A 20,346-nucleotide genomic window follows, 5' to 3' on the forward strand; every position below is an offset into this window, starting at 1 on the left:
GCGCGTAGCGAAATTGGCCTCACAAAACGACGACACGATGGGCACGAAGACACTACGGCAGTTTCCAAGTTTGGAGTCGGTCGATTTTCCTAAAACCGTGCCGCTGCATCTGGCAGTCGGGATGTTTGACGGGCTGCACCTCGGCCACCAGGCCGTAATTGGTCAGGCACTACAGGCAGCCAAGCGCGATGGAGGGACCTTACCTGCAATCGCTGCGGTTCTCAGTTTCTGGCCGCATCCGAGCCACCTACTCCGGCCCGACGCGGCGACTCAGATGCTGATGCTCCCGAGCGATAAAGCCCGCGTGCTCGAAAAACTCGGCGTCTGCGCACTCATCACCCAACCCTTTACTGAAGCGTTTGCGGCACTGGAGGCGGAAGCGGTGCTGCCGCACTTTAAACGCGCGCTGCCCGGACTGGCGGGAATTTACGTGGGCGAGAATTGGTGTTTTGGACGCGGCCGACGCGGCGACTTGGAGCTTCTTAAAGCACAAGGGAAAGCGCACGGCGTCGAAGTCGTTGGGCTTTCCCGTGTGGAGTATGACGGCGAGCCGATTAGCAGCACGCGGATTCGGGCGGCGATTCAGCGCGGCGAAATCGAGCAAGCCAACGCGATGCTCGGCTATCCCTATTTCGCGCAAGGCGTGGTCGCCTCGGGGCGCGGGCTCGGGCGGACGATTGGCTCGCCTACGCTAAACATTGAGTGGCTGCCCGAGCTCCAACCACGCTACGGCGTTTACGCGGTGGAAGTCTCGGCAGTGGGCGCGGAGAGTGGGGCTGGGGTGAACGCTGCGCTGCCGGGAATCGCAAATTATGGACTGCGCCCAACGGTCGGCACGCAGGCCGTGCCGCAACTCGAAGTCTTCATCTTGGCGGACGAATGCCCGTGGGACAGGGGGGACGAACTGCTCGTGGAACTGCGCCACTTCATCCGCCCAGAAAAGAAGTTTGCGGGGCTGGACGAACTGACCGCCCAAATAGTCAAAGACACCACAATCGCGCGCCAGTGCTTAGCTGGAAATCCGCGTATTTCGCAAAATTAGCCTACAAAAAAACCGAAGTGATAATTCTTCGGCGGATTGAGGAGGCGGGGGTAACGACGACGCCCAAAATAAAAATGGTCTGTGACCGCGTGGACCCTACTGGACTCGAACCAGTGACCTTTTCCATGTCAAGGAGACGCTCTAACCAACTGAGCTAAGGGTCCGCTCGGAGAAGAGGAGCGCGGAGTAAGGACGAGCGGTGGGGGGCTGCGCAAGAAAAATTCCGGTCGTTCTAACTAGGGTCGGTTCCCGTTTCAAACGTGGCCGCGACGGAGGCCTATTCTATATCGGTCGAACGACCTCTTGAAAGTATGCGGAGTTTTCTCCGGTATCCGCAGTCTATGCTCCAATCGTTGCGGATCCAAAACCTAGCCCTTCTGGAAGAGGTCGAGCTCGACTTCGAAGCGGGGTTCACGGCGGTCACGGGTGAGACTGGCGCGGGCAAGAGTATCCTGATTGGCGCGTTGAGTCTGCTCGCGGGGCAGCGTGCGGATAAGACGATGATTCGGCAGGGCGCGGAGGCACTCGTCGTTGAAGCGAGTTTGTTTTTCGCAGACTCGGAGCGCGTAGACGCAGTGCTCATGGAGTTGGAGCTGCCGATTTGCGAGGAGGGCGTGTTGATTTTGCGGCGTAGTTTGCCGCGTGAGAAGGCGCCCAAGATTACCATTAACGGCAGCCTCGCGACGCTCAGTGCGCTGCAGCAGTTGGGCGAACTGTGGATTGATTTTCACGGGCCGAGTGAGCCGCGCCGTTTGCTCAAGGAGAGTTGCCAACTGGAGTTACTCGACCTGTACGGACGCTGCGGGCCTGCGCTGGAAACCTACCAGAGGCGCTACCGCGCGTGGCGGGAAGCGGAGGCGGCGGTCGAGCGCTTGCAAGCTCAGCGGCGCGCTTCGCCCGAGCAACTTGAGTTTTTGCAAAGTCAGCTCGCGCGGATGGAGGCGCTCGACTTGAGCGAGGAGGCGATTGGGGCCTTGGAGCGCGATTTTACGCGGATGAGTCAGGTGCAAGAATTGACCGAGCTTGCGGGGCGGCTGGTCGAGGGGCTTTCGGGGGAGGAGGGCGTTGAATCGCGGTTGGCGGCGGTGCTGGCGGACGCGCGGCGCTTGCGCGAGATGGATAGCGAGAGCGCGACACTGGCGGAGCGATTGAGCAGCGCGGCGATTGAGCTGGCGGATGTGGCGAGCGAGGCGAGTGCGTTGCTCGAGGGGCTACAGTTTGACCCGCAAGAGGCGCAGCAAGTGCAAGACAACATGAGTGCATGGCTGGACTTGAAGCGGCGGCACGGCGGGGACCTCGATGCGGTGATCGCGGCGCGCGGCGAGATGCAGCGGCAGCTTGACGAGCAGGGAGACATTGAGGGCGCGCTGCTCCGCGCGGAGACGGCGCGGGATGCCGCGTTGCGCGAGGCACAGGCCGCGGCGGCGGTGTTGCGTGTGCAGCGAGAGAAAGCGGCGACTGGGCTGGGCGAGGTTGCCGCCGGAGCGATCGCGCAGCTCGGTTTCGCCAAGTCGGAGTTTCGGATTTGCATCGTGCCGAAAGAGCTCGGGCCGCAGGGCGATTGCGGTGTGGAGTTTTTGTTTTCGCCCAACGTGGGTGAGGCTGCGTTGCCGCTTAACCGAGTCGCTTCGAGCGGCGAGTTGGCTCGGGTGATGCTTGCGCTAAAAACGCTTTTGGCGGACCTCGACCGTGTGCCGCTGCTCGTGTTCGACGAAATCGACGCCAATGTGGGCGGTGAGATTGGCGCGATTGTGGGGCAAAAGCTGGCGCAGATCGCCCAGACTCACCAGGTGCTTTGCCTGACGCATTTCCCGCAAGTGGCTGCGCAAGCGCGTCGCCACTTGCTCGTTGAGAAAGACCAAACGCAGTCGCGTGCAGTGGTGCGGATTAGAGGGATTGAGGGCGAGCGGGAAGCCCGACTGGGCGAGCTGGCGCGAATGCTCGGCGATCGAAACGCGGCGAGCGCGTTGGCGCACGCGCAGAGGCTGCTAGACTTAGCCTGAAGTAACGCAGCAACCAGCGGCGCGGCGGTGCCGGCAGGGTCCTGACGTAGGGCCCTTTTATTCGTGGCGCACTTATTGGTGCGCTGTCTTTTGAGGCGAGATTGGGCGCAGGAGGGCGAGGGCGATTGCGGCGAGTTGGCTTATGACGAAGGCCGAGAGCCACCAAAAGGCCGCGTCCATAAAGCCGTAGCTGTGTAGGCCTACGCCGAGCATGTTGGTGCCGAACCAGCTCCACGCCGTGACGATGTTGCCAAAGACGGCGAGGCACATGAGGCCGCGTTGGCGGACGAGCCCGCCCCAGCGGGCATGCAGGATAATCGCGTTCCAAATTACGATAATTAGCGCTCCGTTTTCTTTCGGATCCCAGCCCCAGAAGCGTCCCCAACTTTGGTCGGCCCAGATACCGCCGAGGACGGTGCCGACGAGGCTAAAGAGTGTGGCGAAGCAGACGATGCCGTAGACCATCCGTGAGAGTGCGGCGGCGGTTGGACGATCGAGTGAGCGGGTGAAGCATCCGCGCAGGATGTAGATGAGTGCCAAAAAGCCCGCGAGGAAGGTGGCCGAGTAGCCGATTGTGATAATGATGACGTGGGTCGCTAACCAGAAGTTGGAGTCGAGGACGGCGCGCATCATTTCGAGCGTGTCGCCGCCGAGCGAGAGGTGGTGCGCGATTAGTAGCGTGCTAAAGCCGATGAGCCCGGCGGCGACGCTGCCTATCGCGTTTTTGTAAAGCGCTTCGAGGACGAGGCAGAGGAGCACCGCGCCCCAACCGACGAAGAGCGCGGAGGAGTAGAGGTTGGTGACGGGCGGGCGACCTTCGAGCCACATGCGTGTGGCGATGCCCGCACTGGTTGCGATGAAGGCGCAGAGGATGAGCCAAAAGGCGGTGCGGCCCAGCACGTCTGGCCATTTGAGCCAGGAGAAAATGGCGAGGACAAAGGCGAGCACGTAGAGCAGCATGCTGCGGTAGAAGGGGGCGGCTGCGTTAAAGCGCGCCTCGGTGTCGGTTTTGCGTAGCTCGGGTGCGAACTGCGTTTGAAGTTGGTCGCGGTAGAGCCGGACGATTTCGTTAAACTGCGCGTGCTTTTGTCCGCGCCAAGCTTGGGCAAGGCCCGCGTAAGCGAGCACGTTGTGGTCGACTAGGCCGGTTTCAAAGGTGCCGAGCAGGGCTGCGCCCGTCGTGCGCCAGTCGGCGTGTGATGAGTCGTTTGCGCTGCCGCTCGGCGGCGGGATGGGCCGGAGTGTAGAGGCAGTCGAGAGCGTGTCGAAGCGTGTGCCGAGCGCGAGCATGGCGTTAAATGCGGCTTCGTCATAGGGCTCGTTTTGCTGGCGTGCGCGCACGGCGGCGACCCCAGCGGGGAGGTTTTGTTGGAAGTTGAGCAGTTCGCCTAGGAAGTCCGCGCTATCGGGTGGGGCGAGCGTGTGCTTGAGTTCGTGATACAGGTTGAGGTTGAGGTGGAGCTGGATGACGGCGCGTTGGAAGGCGCTGCGTGCAGCGGTGTCGGTTTGCTGCGCGAGTTGCGACTGGCGCATGAGTTCGGGGAAACCGCCGCTGAGTTGGACGAAGGAGAAGCGTTTGCCGCTGTCTCCGTCTTCGGGGCGTAGGTTGAAGAGCGTGAGCACTTCGGGGTGCACGACTTCGAAGGTGCGCATCCGGTCGGCGCGCGCGGGATCGAAAAACACGGTGGCGAGCCAGGCCGTGGGCGCGAGCGTCGCGCCGGAGCCGCTCTGCACGCGTTGGCGGCCTTGGAGCTGGAGGAGCGAGCTGCGGGCGACGGTATCGAGTGGCTTGATACGGCCGTTGGCGAGGATGGGGAGCCGACCAAAGCCTTCGAGGTCGAGCTGCTTGTCCGCGCGGTGGTCGCGCAGGGTGTTTGCGAGCCAGAGTATGGCGAGCGCGAGGACGAGGAGCGGGAGCGCGCGTTTCATTAGCGGGTCCTCCTTGGCTTGGCGGTTTTAGCGGGCGGCGGCTGTGCGGATGCGCTCGTTGCGACTGCGGCCGTCGCCGTTGCGGTTGCAGCCGTGAGGCTTCGTTTTTTGGTAAAGCCAAAAAGCGAGATGCCGAATTGGATGAGGAGCCCGGCCATCATCAAAATGCAGGACACATAGGGGAGCATCCAACTGGGGTTTTTCACGACTTGGAGGACGGAGTAGCCGCTGGCGCTATCCATTTGGTATTGGTAAAAGGTGAGGCCGCCGTAGCGAAGCGGGTTATTCATGTAGATGAGGACTTCGCGGTCGGCTTGTGCGCCGGCCTCACTGAGCCGCACGCGGCTGGAGAAGTTTTTGGGAATTTCGGTGCCTGGGTAAACGTCGTGCCGGAGTTCGAGCAGTTTTAGGGAAAAGGGTTTGTAGTTGCGCGCGAAGCGAAGCGAGAGCTCGAAGCTGCGCCCCGCGTACTCAAAAGGCTGCGGGCGCACAAAGGGATGTGCGGAGAGTAGCCAAGTGCCGAGCGAGCCGTCCGGGCCGATTAGCTCCACGACTGCAGCGGAGAGGTTGCTTTGGTCTTGGCGGTAGCTGAGCGGCAGCGGGATAACCGTAAAATCGCGGCCAAAGCCCATCGTCGTTGGCGGGACGCTCGGTGCGTTCGGCGGGACTTGGTCGCGGGTTTGCGGGATGGCGTTGGGGTAGTAGTCGCGGACGACGAGGCGGAAGGGGAGCTTCGGGTGTTGGACTTCGGCCCTACCGCTTTTCCCGCCGCGCTTTGCGAGGAGTCGGTCGGGCAGGATTACCACGTCGTCGTAGTCGGGATGCGTCGTGTCGATTATGGCGAGTTCTTGGTCTCGGAAGCTTTCGGAGTAGTTTTTCTCTACCCCCTCATCGAGCCGGAGTTGGTAGTCTTGTTGCCAAAGGCCGGTGAACAGCTCGCCGAGGAGTAGCAGGATGAGCCCGCTGTGGGTGAGCTGGATGCCGCTTTTGCCCCAAGTGAAACGGAACCGATACAGATGAGAAAAGATGAGATTTAGCAGGAGCAGTCCGCCGATGAAATAGCCGCCCGGGAAAACGGGCACGGGAATCTCCGTGCCGGGGATTTTTTTGAGGACGAAGAAGGTTTTAAAAAATTGCTCCTGAACCCCCCAGATCCCGAGTTCGACCTGCGCGAGCGTCGCCCAAAAAATCAGGACAATCGAAAGCGCAAGCAGCACGACGGTGAGCTTCAGCGAGGTGAAAAACTTTATGAACTCGTCCCAGTTTTCGCGCATGGTTTTCGAGGGAGGGGAAGGGGGGCGGTAGTGGAGTGGCGGAATGCCGGAGAGGGGCAGGGCTTTGGGCGGCGAGTGAGTGGGCCCTTAGCGCGGCTGGATGGTTTTGAGAAACTCCAGAAACGCGGGCTTCTCGGCGGAGATGAGCGCGGGCGCACCGGTGAGCTTGAAGAACCAAGTGTGCCCGTCGTGCTCGGTGTAGGCGGCGAGGGTGGCTTGCGCGGGTGAGCTTTGGGCGTTGGTCATTTCGACGAGCTTAAAGTCGCGCGGCTTTCGTTCGCCCTCTTGTCCCTCTGGCCCGTCGATGCGCAGCCGTTGGAGTTCGGTGGCGAGCGTGTCGGCGGAAATGGGGTTTAGGCCGATTTGGCCGCGCCAGCGGTTGATGTTGGCAAGGTCGCCGCCGACATCGCCCGGAAAGGCCGTGATGGTGAGCTCGGCGGTCGAGCTGTCGTCTGCACGCGTGAGGCGATAGCCGGCGACTCGCATGGCCACGGGCGGGAGCGGAGCCCAGCTTTCGGGAGCGGTCCAGCGCAGCGCGGCATCGGCCGCACTGGCGGCGGGGATAGCGGGTTGCGCGGTGGGGTTAGCATTGGGCCCGGCTCCGGCATTCGCGGCGGCCATTCCTCCGGGCATCTCAAAAGAGAGCGGGGGTAGCGGGGCTTCCTTGGGCACGCGGTAGGATTGGACCTTGGCCTCTCGACACCCTGAGAAAAACAGGAGCAAGCCTGTGGAAGCGAATAAACTGGCGCGGACAAAACGCATGAAGGCCGAGAAAGCGCAGCTTATCCCGTGAGTTCAAATCCTTACTGTTAGCTATTAGGTGCAGGAGCCTCGCGTATTAGATGGTTTGCTCGCGTTGGGCGCTGCTCAGAAATGGGCGAGTGGGCAGCCTTGTTCATCAGTGCGGTCTCGGCGGTGGCGTAGCAGGTCTGCTCGGGACAGCCCGCTGTCGCTGCACTCCAGCACTCAATCAAACGCGGTCCAGGAAGCTGAAGAGGTCGGGGGAGAGTTGGCCTTCACTGACTTTTGTGACGGTGCCGGTGAGCGTGATTTCCCAGTCGGGGGCGATGTTGATTTCGAGCGTGCCGCCGGGCATGTGCACGGTGACTTGGCTGTCAACGAGTCCGAGCCGGTGTGCGACGGCGGCGGCGGCACTGGAGCTAGTGCCCGAGGCGAGGGTGTAGCCTGCGCCGCGCTCCCAAATCTCGATGCGGATGTTTGCGCGGTCGATTACTTGCATGAACTGCACGTTAATCCGGTTCGGGAAAAGCGGGTGCGTCTCGATTTCTGGGCCGTAGCGGCGGGCGAGTTCTTCTGAGATTTCGGGCAGCGGGACGACGCAGTGAGGGTTTCCCACGCTGGCGGCGCAGAAGGAGAAGTGACGGTCGCGGCCAAGGTCGAGCGACTCGCCTAAGACGTCGCGGGATGGCCCTGCCACAGGGATTTCCGCGCTGGCAAAGGTGGCGCGGCCCATGCCGATGCACAGGCGCCATGCGGCGCGGTCGATAATCTCAACTCGCGCGAGGCCGCCGACTGTTTGGAGGGTGAAGGTGTCGCCTTGCACGAGTCCGTGTTCGGCGAGATAGCGGGCGAAAATCCGCAGCCCGTTTCCGGACTTTTCGGCTTCGGAACCGTCGGGGTTATAAATCCGCAGCATACGGGGGCGGCCATTCGGGCGAGGCTGGGCGGCGTTGTCTTGTTTCGCCCGATCGCCCACTGCATCGGCTACGTTATCGAGCGTCTCGACGGGCCCCCAGAGGATGCCGTCGGAGCCGAGTCCGTAATGTCGGTGGCAGAGGAGGCGGACTTCGGCTTCGGACGGCGGGGCGGATCCCCACTTACTTGGCGTGCGGTCGTTGCCGGCAGGGCCATCCAGCAGTTTGCAGGCACTCGTCGCCTGCGCGGGAAAATCGGCGGGGTTGAGGACGAGGTAGTCGTTTCCTAGGGCGTGATATTTGTAAAACTTCACAGTTGGAGACTGGGTTATTTGGCGGGCGGTCCGACGGCGTTGTGCAGGACGAGCTTAGTCGCCGAGGCGGCCACGTTTGAAGCGAGAACAGACCCGGCCCTTCGTTTGTGGTTCGGAGATTAACTGGCGCCAACGAGCGTGCTGGGCTGCTGCGGAGCTTGGTAGTGGAAGAGTTGGCGGGCTTTGATGACGGCAGCGACGGAGTCGGGGACGAGGTTTTCCCAAGTCGGGTCTTGGTCTTGGATGCGGCGGAGGACTTCGCGCGAGAAGATGTGAAGGATGTCGGGGTTGTAGCCAGTGAGGCACTCAATGTAGCAGTTTTCGTAGAGGTGCGCGTAGAGGTTTCGCAGGTGCGGGGCGACTTGGATGTTTTGCGCGGTGACTGTCTCAATTTTGTGCGCCTCTGTTAGTCGCGCGTCGCGCGGTGTACTGCCGCTGCCATTTTGGCGCTCTCCCGTTGGCGGTGCGGCGGAGTCAGTGGTAGGCTCACTCGTTTGGCCGGTGGCGAGGTAGCATTCGTAGGGTTCTCGCAGCATCGGGTAGACGTAGAGTTTGACGGAGTGGCGGAAGAGCCGTCCGAGCGATTCGAGGATGCCGCCTTCGAGGTTTTCGTAGTATTTTTCGTTAAGAATTTCCAAGAGGTTGGTGATGCCCATGGCCATGCCGATCATCTCTTTGGTGTAGCGGCGGAAGTAGGCGGTGAGTCGGTAAAACTCGGAGTAGTTGGAGATGAGGACGGTGAAGCCGATGGCCCCGAGCAGGTCGACGCGCGAGAGGAAGTCGGCGGAGTCAAACTGGCCGTCAGCCAGCAGGTTGTGCACGGTGATTTCAGTGAGGACGATGAAGTCGCGGTCTTTGACGAGCGGCTCTTGGATAAACTGGGCGGCGGCACAGTGGAGCATATCGACGTTGACGTGGGTGACGGGGCGGAAGCTGCCGCGCTCCACGAGGATGGCTTTTTTGCGCAACACCTCGGAGGGCTGGAGGACGGATCCGCCGGGGCCAAACATGACAGCGTTGGTGAGTCCGTAGTGGACGAGGAGCAGCGAGGTGAGGCGGTTGTCGATGTGCGCAAACTCGGGGCCGCGAAACTCAAGCATGTCGATCTCGATCCGCGTGGGGCTGAGGTGGTCGAGGAGCGAGGCGGTGAATTTTTGCGGGTCGTTGCGGTAGTAGAAGGCGGCGTAGACGAGGTTGGTTCCGATGATGCCGAGGGCTTCTTGCTGGAGGACAGCTTCTGTGTCCGACATGCGGACGTGCAGGACGATCTCGCTGGGTTCGGCGCAGGGCGCAGGCTGGAAGCGGATGCCCATCCAGCCGTGTTGCTCGTTGGTGCCCGCGAAGTTTCGTGCAGAGACAGTGTCGGCAAAAACGAAGAATTGGGTCTTCGTGCCGCGCGATTCGGAGAGCCGTTCGCGCAAGAGCTCGAACTCATGGTCGAGCATCAGCAGGAGCCGTTCTTGGGAGACGTAGCGCGGGGCTTTCCCGTAGATGGCGTCGCTAAACGTCATGTCGTAGGCGGAGATCGTCTTGGCAACCGTGCCGGAGGCGCCTCCTGCTTGGAAAAATACGCGGGCGACTTCTTGGCCTGCGCCGATTTCGGCAAAGGTGCCGTATTTGGTCGCATCAAGGTTGATGCGCAGTGCCTTACGGTGAGTGGTGAGCAGGTCTTGGCTATCGGGGGACGCGGCCCCTTCCATCGGCATCGGGGTGTCGGGCGTAGGGCGACTCATGTTGGCGCGAAGGGTGGGAGGCCGTGCCTATGACGCAACTGTTCCTGTGCGGAATGAACCGGTGCGCGTGCGCTCCTTTTTCTCGCCGCGTGGGCATTGAGGCCCACGCTGTGGCGGTTTATGAAGTCTTTCCTTCGCTCGATGCTGGCGGCCTTTGTTGCCTTGGTGCTGTTTTTTGGTGGGGGCTTTGCGCTGCTGATGCTGGCGGTGGCGATGTTCAGCTTCGTCGGAAAATCGGCTGGGCCGCGCGTGCCCACGGTGCCGAGCGGGGCTTTCCTCGTGGTGAATTTGGACACGCATTTTCGCGATGCGCCTGCTGGGCCGCCGGACTTTACAATGGCCCTTTTGGGCGGTGGACATCTACCGCCCACAGTGCCGCTACGGCGTGCGCTTGACGCGATTCGCACGGCGGCGGACGACGAGCGGATTAAGGGCGTCGTGATTTTTGGCGGGGACAGCGCGACAGGGATTGCGGAGCGGCGCGAACTGCGCGCGGCCTTGGCTGACTTTAAGGAGTCGGGAAAGCCGATTCGGGCCTACCTCTCGCTGGCGTCGAGGAGCCAGTATTACCTCGCCTCGGTGGCCGATAAGATTGCGCTCGATCCGTTTGGCTTCGTGGCGATACCGGGGCTCGCGAGCCAAGGGCTGTTTTTTAAAAATGCGTTCGAGAAGCTTGGAGTGGGCGTGCAGGTCACGCGTGTGGGCAAATATAAGAGCGCGGTGGAGCCTTTTACGAGTGACGGATTGAGCGAGGAAAACCGTGAGCAGACGCAAATGCTTTTAAATGACGTGTGGGGGAGCTTGCTTGGCGATATGGCGGCCAGTCGTGGCCTTGAGGTGAGCGAGATTCAGGCGGCAGTGGATGCTGAGGGGGTGTTGCTCGCCGAGTCGGCCCTGAAGCACGGGCTCGTCGACGAGTTGGTCTATCGGGATGAGTTTTTAGCAGCGATGCGGGCGGAGGCGGGGCACGGGAGCGATGGAGCAGGAAACCGCTCGTTTAAACAAATCTCGCTCCAGAAATACTCGCGCGCGCTGCGAGCCGGAGAGCGGGCGGGGGTTTTTGTGGAAAAGGCGGCAGCCGAAAAAAAGAAAAGTGTGGCGGGTGAAGCTGGCGGAGCGCGAAAGCCGCGCGGGCGCGTGGCAGTGCTTTACGCGGAGGGAGCCATCGTCGATGGGCGTGGAGGGCCCGGGCAAATCGGCGGAGAGCGGTTTGCCCAAGAGCTGCGCACGCTGCGCGAAGACAGCCGAGTGAGCGCGATCGTGCTACGGGTAAACAGTCCGGGCGGCAGTGCGTCGGCGTCGGAGGCGATACAGCGCGAGTTGAGCTTGGCTGCCCAGTCGAAGCCGGTGGTGGTATCGATGGGCTCGGTCGCCGCGTCGGGCGGCTACTGGATTTCGACGCCCGCGCAGCGGATTTTTGCCGAGCCAGTTACGATTACCGGCTCAATCGGTGTCGTTGGCGTGTTCTTCAATATCGAGAGTTTAAGCGAAAAGCTGGGGCTCAATTTTGAGACGGTGAAGACGAGCCGCTTTGCCGATACGGGGGCGATTGACCGCCCGCTCACTGCTGCCGAGCTCTCGATTGCGCAGCGGAGCGTGGATTGGATTTACGACAAATTCATTGAGCGGGTCGCAGAGGGGCGCGGGCTCGCACCGGACTTTGTGCACGAGATTGCGCAGGGGCGTGTGTGGTCGGGACTGCGGGCGCAGCGGCTCGGGCTCGTCGATGAGTTGGGCGGGCTGGGCGAGGCGATTGCTTATGCGGCGGAGGCCGCCGGGCTGGAGCAGGGCCGCTACCGCGTGAGCGAATACCCGAGACCGACGCAGTTTGGCGAAGCCCTTGCGGAGTTCTTCGAGGAGTTCATGCAAGAGGGTTTTGGCGAAGCGCGTGCGCTGAAGGCGAACGCAGTCGTGCGCGGTCTCTGGCAGCGGGCAGCGAGCGAGCTTCGCGCGCTCGAAAGCTACAACGACCCGCAACACGTCTATGCACGGTTGCCGTTAATACTCGAACTGAACTAAGGATCGCAGACCCTGCTGATTGGGGCTCGGCTCGTTGGCCGAGTCGGACGTCCATCATTTAATAAAAAGGGTCGGCGTACCTGCCGGCGACCTCTCTAACACTCCTTTAACGATTTTTATGGAACACCTATTGATGCGCGATGTGCGCGCGACACGCATCCCTTCGGGCGAGTCGGTAATGCTACCGATGGGCGCGGAGTTGCGAATTATGCAGGCACTCGGCGGCAACCTCACAGTGCGCAGCGACGAGGGACTTTTCCTTATCGCTTCGGGTGATGCAGACGCGCTCGGTGGCTATGTGCCGGAAGGCGGTAGCGAGCCGATAGACGAGGGCGGGAGCGGCACGAGCGCGGCTGCGCAAGCGGCCCCGCGTGAGTTTAGCGCGGATGCGGTGTGGGCTGCGTTGCGCGGCTGCTTCGACCCGGAGATTCCGGTCAACATCGTTGATCTGGGGCTCGTCTACGATATGGCGATTGAGACGAGCGAGAGTGAGAAAGGCGTGAGGTATCGGGTGGAGGTGAAGATGACGCTCACCGCGCCCGGCTGCGGGATGGGCCCGGTAATCGCCGAAGACGCGCGTGCGCGAATCGCCGCACTGCCCGACGTCGAAGACGTAAAGGTGCACATCGTCTGGGACCCAGTCTGGGTGCCGCAGATGATTTCCGAGGCGGGCCGCAAAAAACTCGGCCTCGAGTAGTCGCGTCGCTTCGGACAAGTCGAACCTTTCCCTGCCGGAAGGCAGGTAGACTCACTTGCTCGCTGCATCTTGTTCGCGAGATCGATGGAAGAGGTCACTGGCCTCACGCGGCCACTGTTTCCAGTGAGCAGCCGTCTGACTGCGGGGTTTCACAATTGGGGCGTGCGATGACGCCCGGGTAGGGTTCGTCTGAAAAGGGTTTTCCCGGCTCGGAAAGCAGGTGTGTGTCGCAGATTTGGAAGAGTTCGGTGGCAGTGCTTGCGCGGCGGATGGCATGGAGAAATGCCCCAGCGGGATCGACGCTTTGGCCCACAAAGTTGAGGTATTTCTTCATCTTGTTGACGTGCGCGCGCTCGGGAAAATCCGCGCTGCGCGTCGCTTCGTAGAGCCGCTCAATGTAATCGCGAACTTGAGCGAGGACGACGGGGGGCGGTTCGCGATCGGCGAGCGTGTCACGGCACTGGGAAAAAATCCACGGGTTGCGAATCGCGTGGCGGCCAATCATCACGCCTGCGCTTCCGGTTGCCGTGAGGACGTCGCGGGCTTTGGTGGCAGAGGTGATGTTGCCGTTGGCGAGGACGGGGCAGGGAACGCGCGCGGCGGCGTGGGCGATAAAGTCGTAGTGGACCTCGCTGCGGTAGCCTTCGCGGACGGTGCGCCCGTGAACGCTGAGCAGGTCAACACGGTGCTGGGAGACGCTATCGAGAATCGTGTTGAAGTGGGCTGTATCCTCGAAGCCGATACGCATTTTGACGGTAAAAGGGCAGTCGCTGCCGCACGCGTCGCGCAGGGCGGCGAGGAGTTCGGCAATGCGTTGCGGGTCTCGCAAAAGCCCGCCGCCGACGTTTTTCTTATAAACCTTGGGCGCGGGGCAGCCGAGGTTTAGGTCGATTCCGGCGATTGCGTGCGTGCGCAGTTCGCGGACGGTGCGGATGAGTTGTGGAGTGTCTTCGCCGATGAGTTGGGCGAAGATGGGGCGGCCCGTGTCGTTTTCGTCAATTGAGCGCAGGATGTGCTTTTCGGGGCGCGACTGGGAGTGAACGCGGAAGAACTCGGTGAAAAAATAGTCCGGTGCGCCGTAGTGCGCGATGACCCGCATGAAGGCGAGGTCGGTCACGTCCTGCATCGGGGCGAGTGCTGTCAGCGGCTGCCCGAGGATATGTCCGCTCGGAAGTTTAGGAAGCTGGCTCATTGGGTGGGAGAGTCACATGACGAGGCGACACCGACACCTCGCAAAATAAAATAGTCTGCGACTGCTAATTGAAGCCGAGCAGGGCGATTTTGGCTTCTCGGGCGCGGGCGAGGATGGCGGGCTTATCGAGGAGGATGACGCTGCCGACCTTGAGCGCGGCGGCGTGAATGCCCGCTTCGCGCATGACCTCGAGCGTGTGCAGGCCGAAGCAGGGCACATCGAAGCGGTAGTCTTGCGCGGGTTTCACGGTTTTCACGAAGAGGGCTTCTTCGGTTTTAAATTGTCCGGCGCGGCGGAGCATTTCGTCGGTGCCCTCGAAGGCTTCGACGGCGAGGACGGTGCCTTTGCGCACGACGCAGCCTTGGCCGATATCGAGCCGTGCACACTCACGGGCGATTTGGATGCCGTGCTCTAGGTATTCGGGGGCGATTGCGAATTTTCCGCCTGTCATGCAGCCCTCGGTGGGCAAGTGCGCGTCGAGGAAGCTGCGTGCGTCGAGCAGCGGGATGCCGAGTTTTTCGATTTCAGCGGCAATTGCGCCAAAGATCGTTTCGGCATTTCGGCGTTTGAGGGAAAAGAGGATTTGGGCGGCCTTGAGGTCGGGGTGTAGTCCTTTGAAAAGGCGACGTGGGGTGATTTGGCCCGCCATGAGCGCGGAGCCGCAGCCAAAGCGTGCGAGGGTTTTTAGGAGTTTGCCGAGTTGGCCAACGAGGATGATTTCGCGTTCGGCAGGCGGGAAAAGCGCAAGGAGTTCGGCGGAGGTTTCGCCCTCGAAGGCAATCAGCCGGACGGCGACTCCGGTGCGTCGTGCGGCCTCGGCGACGAGCAGCGGATAATGGCCCTTGCCCGCAATGAGCCCCAGTGGGCGAGTGGGATCAAAGTTTTCAGGCAGGAACGCAGAAAGAGGAGTGTTTGGCATGGTGACTCGGAGTCGGCGAACGGGTTGAGCACTCGAACTCCTGTTTGCTGGAAATCGGAGACATTACGCGTGACGACCGTGAGCCCGCGCCGGTGGGGCATGATGGGTCGAGTGGTTTTTCCGAAGCGGACTCTTGGCGCACCACCCCCGATAAGGAAAGCCGATTAACGTGACACGAGGCTCACCGTCGCTTGCCGCTTGGCACAAGCTACTGTGCGAAAAACGAAAAAGAGCGACCCGCTTGGGTTCGGGGCGCTCTTTCAGAAGATAATAGGCTCGGCTTTCGCTTACGCGATTTCGCTGACTTCGGCCTCCTCGACGACCTTCTTTGGTCGCTTGGTTTCTCGCTCTGGCCGGTCGACTCGCTCGGTGTATTTGCCGTAGCTGCGGTAGTAACGGTAGTTGGAGTAATACTCGACGCGGCGCGGGGTGAGCCCGTTGAGAACGACGCCGAGGACTTCCGTCTTCGCGTTGCGCAGCGCACGCATGTAGAGCTGGATGTGCTTACGGTGGGCACGGTTGAAGCGGCACACGTAGGCGACCTCGTCCACACGCTCGGCGATGAGCAGCCCATCGGTGACGGCCCCGAGCGGGGGCGAGTCGATAATGATGAGGTCGTAGTAGTGGCCGAGTTTTTGAAGCAGGTCACCGAAGAAGGGAGATTCCAAGAGCTCGGTGGGGCGGCGGGAGCGTCCGCCGGAGCGCAAGAGCGAGAGGTTTTCGCTGAGTTTGACGATGCCTAGGGTGGAGTCGTTGGGCAGGTCGCAGTCGAGGTCGCCGTCGGCCTCGTAGAAGGCGATGATGCCACTGGTGTTGGCGAGGTCGAAGCGGCGGTGGAGCATGGGGCGGCGCAAGTCGCAGTCGACGAGGAGCGTGCGTTTACCGTGGCGGGCGAAGCTGGCCGCGAGGTTGGCCGAGACGAGGGTCTTGCCTTCGCCCGGGATGGTGCTGGTGACGAGCATCGACTTCGGGTAATCGACGAGGCTATGCGTCTTGGCCGCGCCGTAGATGCCCATGAAGGCTTCGACAGCGGTCGGGTGCGTGTCTTTGAGCAGCAGTGTGTATTTGTCTTCGTCTTTGACGGAGGCGAGGTCGGGGACGATGCCGAGGAGGCTCGTGCCGAGGAAGTTTTCGATGTCCCAGGCGCTCTTGATCCGGTCGTCGATAAAATCGAGACCAAAGGCTGTGCCGAAGAAGACCACGCAGAACATCATGACGCACATGCGGACGATTTTCGGGAAATTGGGCGTGTAGGGGCGGCCGGAGACTTGAGCGCGGTCGAGGAGCCGGATCGGCACTTTTTCCAGATACTTAGTGGTGGTGGTCTGGTTAAGCCGGTCGAGGATCTGCATGTAGTTTGCGCGGGCGACGGCGGCTTCGTTTTGGAGGCTCTCGAAGTCGACCCGCATGTTGCGCAGGCTGAGGGCTTCTTTCTCGTTTTCGGCGTATTCGTTTTCGAGCTGCGCGATGGTTTTCTTTACCTCAATGAGGCTGGTTTTGAGGTCAGCGATTGCGCCTTGGACGGCGAGGTCAAGGTGCTCTTGGGTGATGATGATTGCGTTAGTCACCTCGATCATCCGCGGGTGCCGCTCTAGGTAGCGCTCGGCGAGTCGCGCTTGCTCTTGGAGGAGCGTGGTCATTTGGCCGCGCAGCGGGGCGACCGTGTTGTAGTTCCCGATGTAGGTGATTTCGAGGAGGTTTGCTCCGGCCTCTTGATAGTCGTCGACCTGCTTGGCGAGTGACTCGACTTCGAGGAGTCGCAGTCGCGCCTGAGTGAGTGAGCCGTTAACAGCGAGGAGGCGGCTATCGACGATACTTGTGCTGTTATCGAGCGAGATGAGGTTATGCCGCTGCATATACTCTTGCTGGCGCTGGGCCTTGGCCTCGGATTCGAGCCGAAGTTGCTCGGCTCGCTCGCGTAGAAAGTCGACGGCGGTGTCGTTTACGCCGCTGATGTTTTCGAGCAGGTAGCTGAGGAATTGGTCAACGTGGCGTTGGGCGAGGATGGCGGCGGCCTCGGGATCTTGGTGGCCGACGGTGAGGCGCAGGATGAAGCTGTTGCGCACAGGGTCGATGCTGAGGAGGCCGAGCATCGCAGCCAGCGGCGGGAGCGGCTCACCTGGCGCTTGGCTTTTCAGATAAGGCCGCTGGATGATGGCGACTTCTTCGGGGGTGAGAGACTCAAGGACGCGCGTGCGGACGCGGTTACTGGTGAGCTGGTGAATGTAGGTGTTAAGATCGAGCTCGTTGCGGATGGTCGCATCCATGACCGTCTGCGTGGTGACGACCGTTTCGGGACGCTCGAACTGGATGATGGCCGTGCTGGCATACATGGGTGTCTGCCGCGCTTGGTAGTAGCCAATGACGAGCGAGACGAGCAGAGCGAGCGGGAGCGCGATCCAGAATCGCTCACGCAAGATTACATAGTAATCGCGCAGCGAGCGGCGTTGCTCGACAGGTGCATCTGCGGCAGAGGAAGAGGGCGCCGCGCCCAAGGGCACAGGCGGCGTGGGCGACGAGCCAGCGGGTTCGGCCATGTTTCGTTAGATAATGCGTTCGGGGACGTAGACGATATCACCTGGCTGGAGCGCGAGGGAGTTGTCTTCGACGCTCGCGCGGGAGCGCCCTCGGATCAGACTTTGGACGTCAACGACAAATTTTTCAGTGGAGCCGTCAGCCTTTACTCGGGTGACGGTGACGGCAGAGCCGCGAGCAACATCGGTGAAGCCGCCCGCACGGGTGACGAGTTCGACCAAGGTCATCGTTTGCTCAATAGGCAGCGGATAGCGGCCGGGGGCTCTGACTTGGCCTTGGATGGAGATTTCGCGCGGCGCGTAGTCGACGATGGAAATGGTGACTTGTGGGCTGCGCAGGTAGCGTTCGTTTTGATACGCGCGGGCAATTGCCTGCTCGGCTTCGGGGATAGTGTGACCGGCGATTCGGATCTGGCCGAGGAGTGGCAGGTTAACCATGCCGCTGGCATCGACGCGGGCCGTGATTTCTAAATCGGACTCTTGGAAGACGACGACGCGCAGTGTGTCGTTGGTCGCTATCCGGTAGGTAGTCGGTGCAGCTCCGTAGCGACTGCTGGAGATTTGGGCAGAGGCAAAGGCGAAGCTAGCCAAAAACACTAGCAGGCAAGAGAGGGCTTGGGCGTATACGGAGCGTGTCACCGTGAAAAGAGCCTTGGGTTTTGCTAATTAAGCGAGCGATAGGCAGCGAGGCCGCTTCTTAGAAGCGGCTGCTGGCGGAGAGGCTAAGCGAGTCGCGGTCGTAGTCGGAGATCGCGGTGTTCGACCAGTTGCGGAAGTAGTTGTAGCCGAGGTGAAGCCGCAGGTAGTCGCCGTAGACTGCGTAAGACGCACCGACGTTGGCCCCGAAGAACTGGTCTTTACGTCCACCGCCGCCTAGGCCGAGGAAGCGCGACTCACCGCCGTTGATGCCGCCGTTGACGCTGAAGCGTGGGGTCAGTGAGTAGCTGACGTTTGTACCTGCGCTAAGCGTGTCGGTGTGGATGTTGGTCGAGGCGACGCTGAAGTCCTTCGAGATGAAGAATGCAGCGTTGAACTTTGGGGAGATCCGCCAGTTGGCCGAGCCGGACATCGTCAGGCTGCTGTGCGAGCCTTGCCACTTCTTGGTGTTATTGCGCTGTTGATAACCCATGTGGAAGCTGCCTGTGAGCTTGGCCAAGATTTTGCCGTTAACGCCGACTAGGAAAGCATGGTCGTAGTAAGAGTCGTGCGCACTGGTTTCACCGTAGCGACCGCGATAGCTGGCAGTGAGGTCGGTTTGGTCGGTATAAGCGTAGTTGAGGCCAGTGCTCCAGTTGGTCACGCGGTCGTCAACCAAGTAGCCGGGGGCGTTGCGGAAGGTGCGCTCATGAAAGCCACCGCCAAAGGTGAGCGAGTAGCGCGAGATGATCGGATATTTCAAGCTACCTTGCGCGTTATAGTACCAAGATTCGTTACGAATATTGGCTGCCGAGTCCGCGCGGTTTTGGCGAGCTCCACTCAGGGAGAGCGTGCCAGTCGTGCGCCCCGTGTGCTTGGACAGGCTGAGGCTCATGTCTGGGTTCGCGAAGTTTTCTTCGCTGTGGTTGTTGAAGCGGCTGATGTTTGCCGTGGCGTTGGCATCAATACTGATGATTCCGGCGCGCCGTGAGAAGTTTACTCCCACGTTGGCGAACCAGATATGGTCGCTCGTTGTGTCCGCACTGGAGTTTATATTAGAGTCCCAAGACATGCCTGTGGACACGTTAACGAAGATGCTGTTCTGCCCATCGTTAAAGGTTACGAGGCTGTAGCCCGGCGTAGTGGCGAAGAGGCCAAGGAGGGCAGCAACAGGCACTGCGAGTTTGGAGGAGGTGATTTTCATCATCTGTCTAAGGTTAGCGGAGAGAGCGCGGGTGTTAGGTTTTAGCAAAAAGAGGAGAGGGGAGGGGACAAATGGGCTCCTAACGAAAGCGAGGTGTTACTTACCGATAAACCAAAAGAGGCAGGGTGAGGGAGAGAGGCTACACACATACTCTCTCCCAATTATTGGCCGGATAGCGACTTAAGTCTTAGGGGATATTGGCAGGGCTAACTGTGTTCGGCGGGGGCTCAACCGTTGTGCCGCCACCACCGCCACCCGGGCCACCGCCTCCGGGCCCGGGCGTCGTGGGCGTGCCAGTGATCCCTTCAGCTTGGTCAGGTGTATCAATGATGTCGCTGGCGACAGGATCACCGAGGACGTCGAAGTAAACGCCGCGTCGCGCCAAGCAGGCGATTGTGACGATACCTTCCATCTCGGCGAGCTCTTGGCCGCTGAGCTCGGTGTCGATCGGCTCGCTGCCGTCTGCGGGGAAGAAGAGCTTGTGGCGCACCTTTAGGTCGCGGCCTTCGTTTTCATACCAGATTTGGCCGGACTGCAAAGAGGCATCTCCGCCGACGAGGGTGACGGAGCTGCCTTCGGGGCCGCGCTCGTAGACGAGCTTCCCATCGACGATGCGGGTGGTGAACTCGTCAGTAACGACCTCTAGGAGCGTGCCTGCGAGTAGGCGGCTCGTGCAAATGCCCATGACGCCACGCTCGTGTTTCAATTGGATATTAGAGACAGAGGGCTCGTTAATCATGTCGCTGCGCTCACCTTGGAAAGGTTCTTGCTCGGCGCGGGTGACAGTCATGCGGCTCGATTCGCTCAGGAAGATGCCGGTGCCGTTGGAAATAACGAGTGAGGCGGTGGATTCCTCCGAAGTGTAAACAGTCGAGCCTTGGGCGACGTAAATTTCGCGGGCAGCGAGTGGGATGATCAGGCCGCTGTTTTCGACATAGACTTCGCCCTCAACATCGACCGCGTAGAGCTTGCTCACGAGATTGGTGGTGATCGGCGCATCAATGCCACCTCCTCCCGGGGCGTAAATCATAGGGCTCTGGGCCTGAGCAGTGCCCGTGCCGAGGGCGGCGGTGAGAGCCGTAAGCGCAAGGCCTAGCCGGAGTTTTACGTGTGTAGCCATAGTGTGAATACGAGTTAGATACTGCGTGTGTTAGGGAAATTACTGGGTGAGAGTTTTACTGTGCACAAAAAATTA

At 61.1% G+C, this 20,346-nt stretch carries 15 protein-coding genes and 1 tRNA gene; 4 read left to right on the plus strand and 12 right to left on the minus strand.

The features are described 5' to 3' along the window. The first annotated feature begins 13 nt into the window (after positions 1–13). Positions 14–1,042 (plus strand): riboflavin biosynthesis protein RibF, encoded by a 1,029-nt coding sequence (ribF, locus tag AXK12_RS00285; protein WP_231863455.1) that lies wholly within the window; start codon positions 14–16, stop codon positions 1,040–1,042. A 90-nt stretch (positions 1,043–1,132) separates the two neighbouring features. Here ribF and AXK12_RS00290 read toward each other — a convergent pair. Continuing rightward, positions 1,133–1,206 (minus strand) — tRNA-Val (locus AXK12_RS00290). A gap of 177 nt (positions 1,207–1,383) precedes the next feature. Between AXK12_RS00290 and AXK12_RS00295 the strand changes: the two genes are divergently transcribed. Continuing rightward, positions 1,384–3,045 (plus strand): DNA repair protein RecN, encoded by a 1,662-nt coding sequence (locus AXK12_RS00295; RefSeq protein WP_068710783.1) that lies wholly within the window; start codon positions 1,384–1,386, stop codon positions 3,043–3,045. 72 nt (positions 3,046–3,117) lie between these two features. Here the strand turns inward: AXK12_RS00295 and AXK12_RS00300 are convergent, their stop codons facing one another. The 5 genes from AXK12_RS00300 to AXK12_RS00320 form a co-directional block, all read right to left on the minus strand. Next, positions 3,118–4,974: a cytochrome c biogenesis protein gene (locus AXK12_RS00300; protein ID WP_068710784.1), complete on the minus strand. Its 1,857-nt coding sequence runs from the start codon at positions 4,972–4,974 to the stop codon at positions 3,118–3,120. Next, the gene (locus tag AXK12_RS00305) at positions 4,974–6,248 is read right to left on the minus strand and encodes a cytochrome c biogenesis ResB family protein (RefSeq protein WP_068710785.1); all 1,275 of its coding nucleotides are present in this window, start codon (positions 6,246–6,248) and stop codon (positions 4,974–4,976) included. Before AXK12_RS00305 ends, AXK12_RS00300 begins: the two co-directional genes overlap by 1 nt. Before the next feature lie 87 nt (positions 6,249–6,335). Then, the gene (locus AXK12_RS00310; protein ID WP_231863456.1) at positions 6,336–6,869 is read right to left on the minus strand and encodes a hypothetical protein; all 534 of its coding nucleotides are present in this window, start codon (positions 6,867–6,869) and stop codon (positions 6,336–6,338) included. Positions 6,870–7,218: 349 nt separating this feature from the next. Beyond that, positions 7,219–8,217, minus strand: a complete 999-nt coding sequence (gene dapF, locus AXK12_RS00315; protein WP_068710787.1) for a diaminopimelate epimerase — start codon at positions 8,215–8,217, stop codon at positions 7,219–7,221. Between the two features lie 119 nt (positions 8,218–8,336). Next, entirely contained in the window at positions 8,337–9,950 is a 1,614-nt protein-coding gene (locus AXK12_RS00320; protein WP_231863457.1) for a TonB-dependent receptor, read from the minus strand. 120 nt (positions 9,951–10,070) lie between these two features. Here AXK12_RS00320 and sppA point away from each other — a divergent pair, with 120 nt between their 5' ends. Together sppA and AXK12_RS00330 are read left to right on the plus strand one after the other, a co-directional pair. Next, the gene (gene sppA, locus AXK12_RS00325) at positions 10,071–11,969 is read left to right on the plus strand and encodes a signal peptide peptidase SppA (protein WP_068710789.1); all 1,899 of its coding nucleotides are present in this window, start codon (positions 10,071–10,073) and stop codon (positions 11,967–11,969) included. A 118-nt stretch (positions 11,970–12,087) separates the two neighbouring features. Then, positions 12,088–12,666: an iron-sulfur cluster assembly protein gene (locus AXK12_RS00330; protein WP_068710790.1), complete on the plus strand. Its 579-nt coding sequence runs from the start codon at positions 12,088–12,090 to the stop codon at positions 12,664–12,666. Between the two features lie 103 nt (positions 12,667–12,769). On the opposite strand, the gene AXK12_RS00335 is transcribed toward AXK12_RS00330, so the two are convergent. From AXK12_RS00335 to AXK12_RS00360, 6 genes are all read right to left on the minus strand, one after another. Beyond that, positions 12,770–13,858, minus strand: a complete 1,089-nt coding sequence (locus AXK12_RS00335; RefSeq protein ID WP_068710791.1) for a tRNA dihydrouridine synthase — start codon at positions 13,856–13,858, stop codon at positions 12,770–12,772. A gap of 64 nt (positions 13,859–13,922) precedes the next feature. After that, a complete protein-coding gene (locus AXK12_RS00340) occupies positions 13,923–14,777 on the minus strand; it encodes an LpxI family protein (RefSeq protein ID WP_068710792.1) in 855 nt (284 codons plus the stop codon). 287 nt (positions 14,778–15,064) lie between these two features. Then, the gene (locus AXK12_RS00345; RefSeq protein WP_068710793.1) at positions 15,065–17,314 is read right to left on the minus strand and encodes a GumC family protein; all 2,250 of its coding nucleotides are present in this window, start codon (positions 17,312–17,314) and stop codon (positions 15,065–15,067) included. Positions 17,315–17,320: 6 nt separating this feature from the next. Then, the gene (locus AXK12_RS00350) at positions 17,321–17,950 is read right to left on the minus strand and encodes a polysaccharide biosynthesis/export family protein (protein WP_068710794.1); all 630 of its coding nucleotides are present in this window, start codon (positions 17,948–17,950) and stop codon (positions 17,321–17,323) included. 58 nt (positions 17,951–18,008) lie between these two features. After that, positions 18,009–19,154: an outer membrane beta-barrel protein gene (locus tag AXK12_RS00355; RefSeq protein WP_068710795.1), complete on the minus strand. Its 1,146-nt coding sequence runs from the start codon at positions 19,152–19,154 to the stop codon at positions 18,009–18,011. Between the two features lie 184 nt (positions 19,155–19,338). Beyond that, positions 19,339–20,271, minus strand: coding sequence for a hypothetical protein (locus tag AXK12_RS00360; protein ID WP_068710796.1), 933 nt, complete (start codon positions 20,269–20,271; stop codon positions 19,339–19,341). Positions 20,272–20,346: the final 75 nt, after the last annotated feature.

This window comes from Cephaloticoccus capnophilus, from assembly GCF_001580045.1.
Classification (GTDB): domain Bacteria; phylum Verrucomicrobiota; class Verrucomicrobiia; order Opitutales; family Opitutaceae; genus Cephaloticoccus; species Cephaloticoccus capnophilus.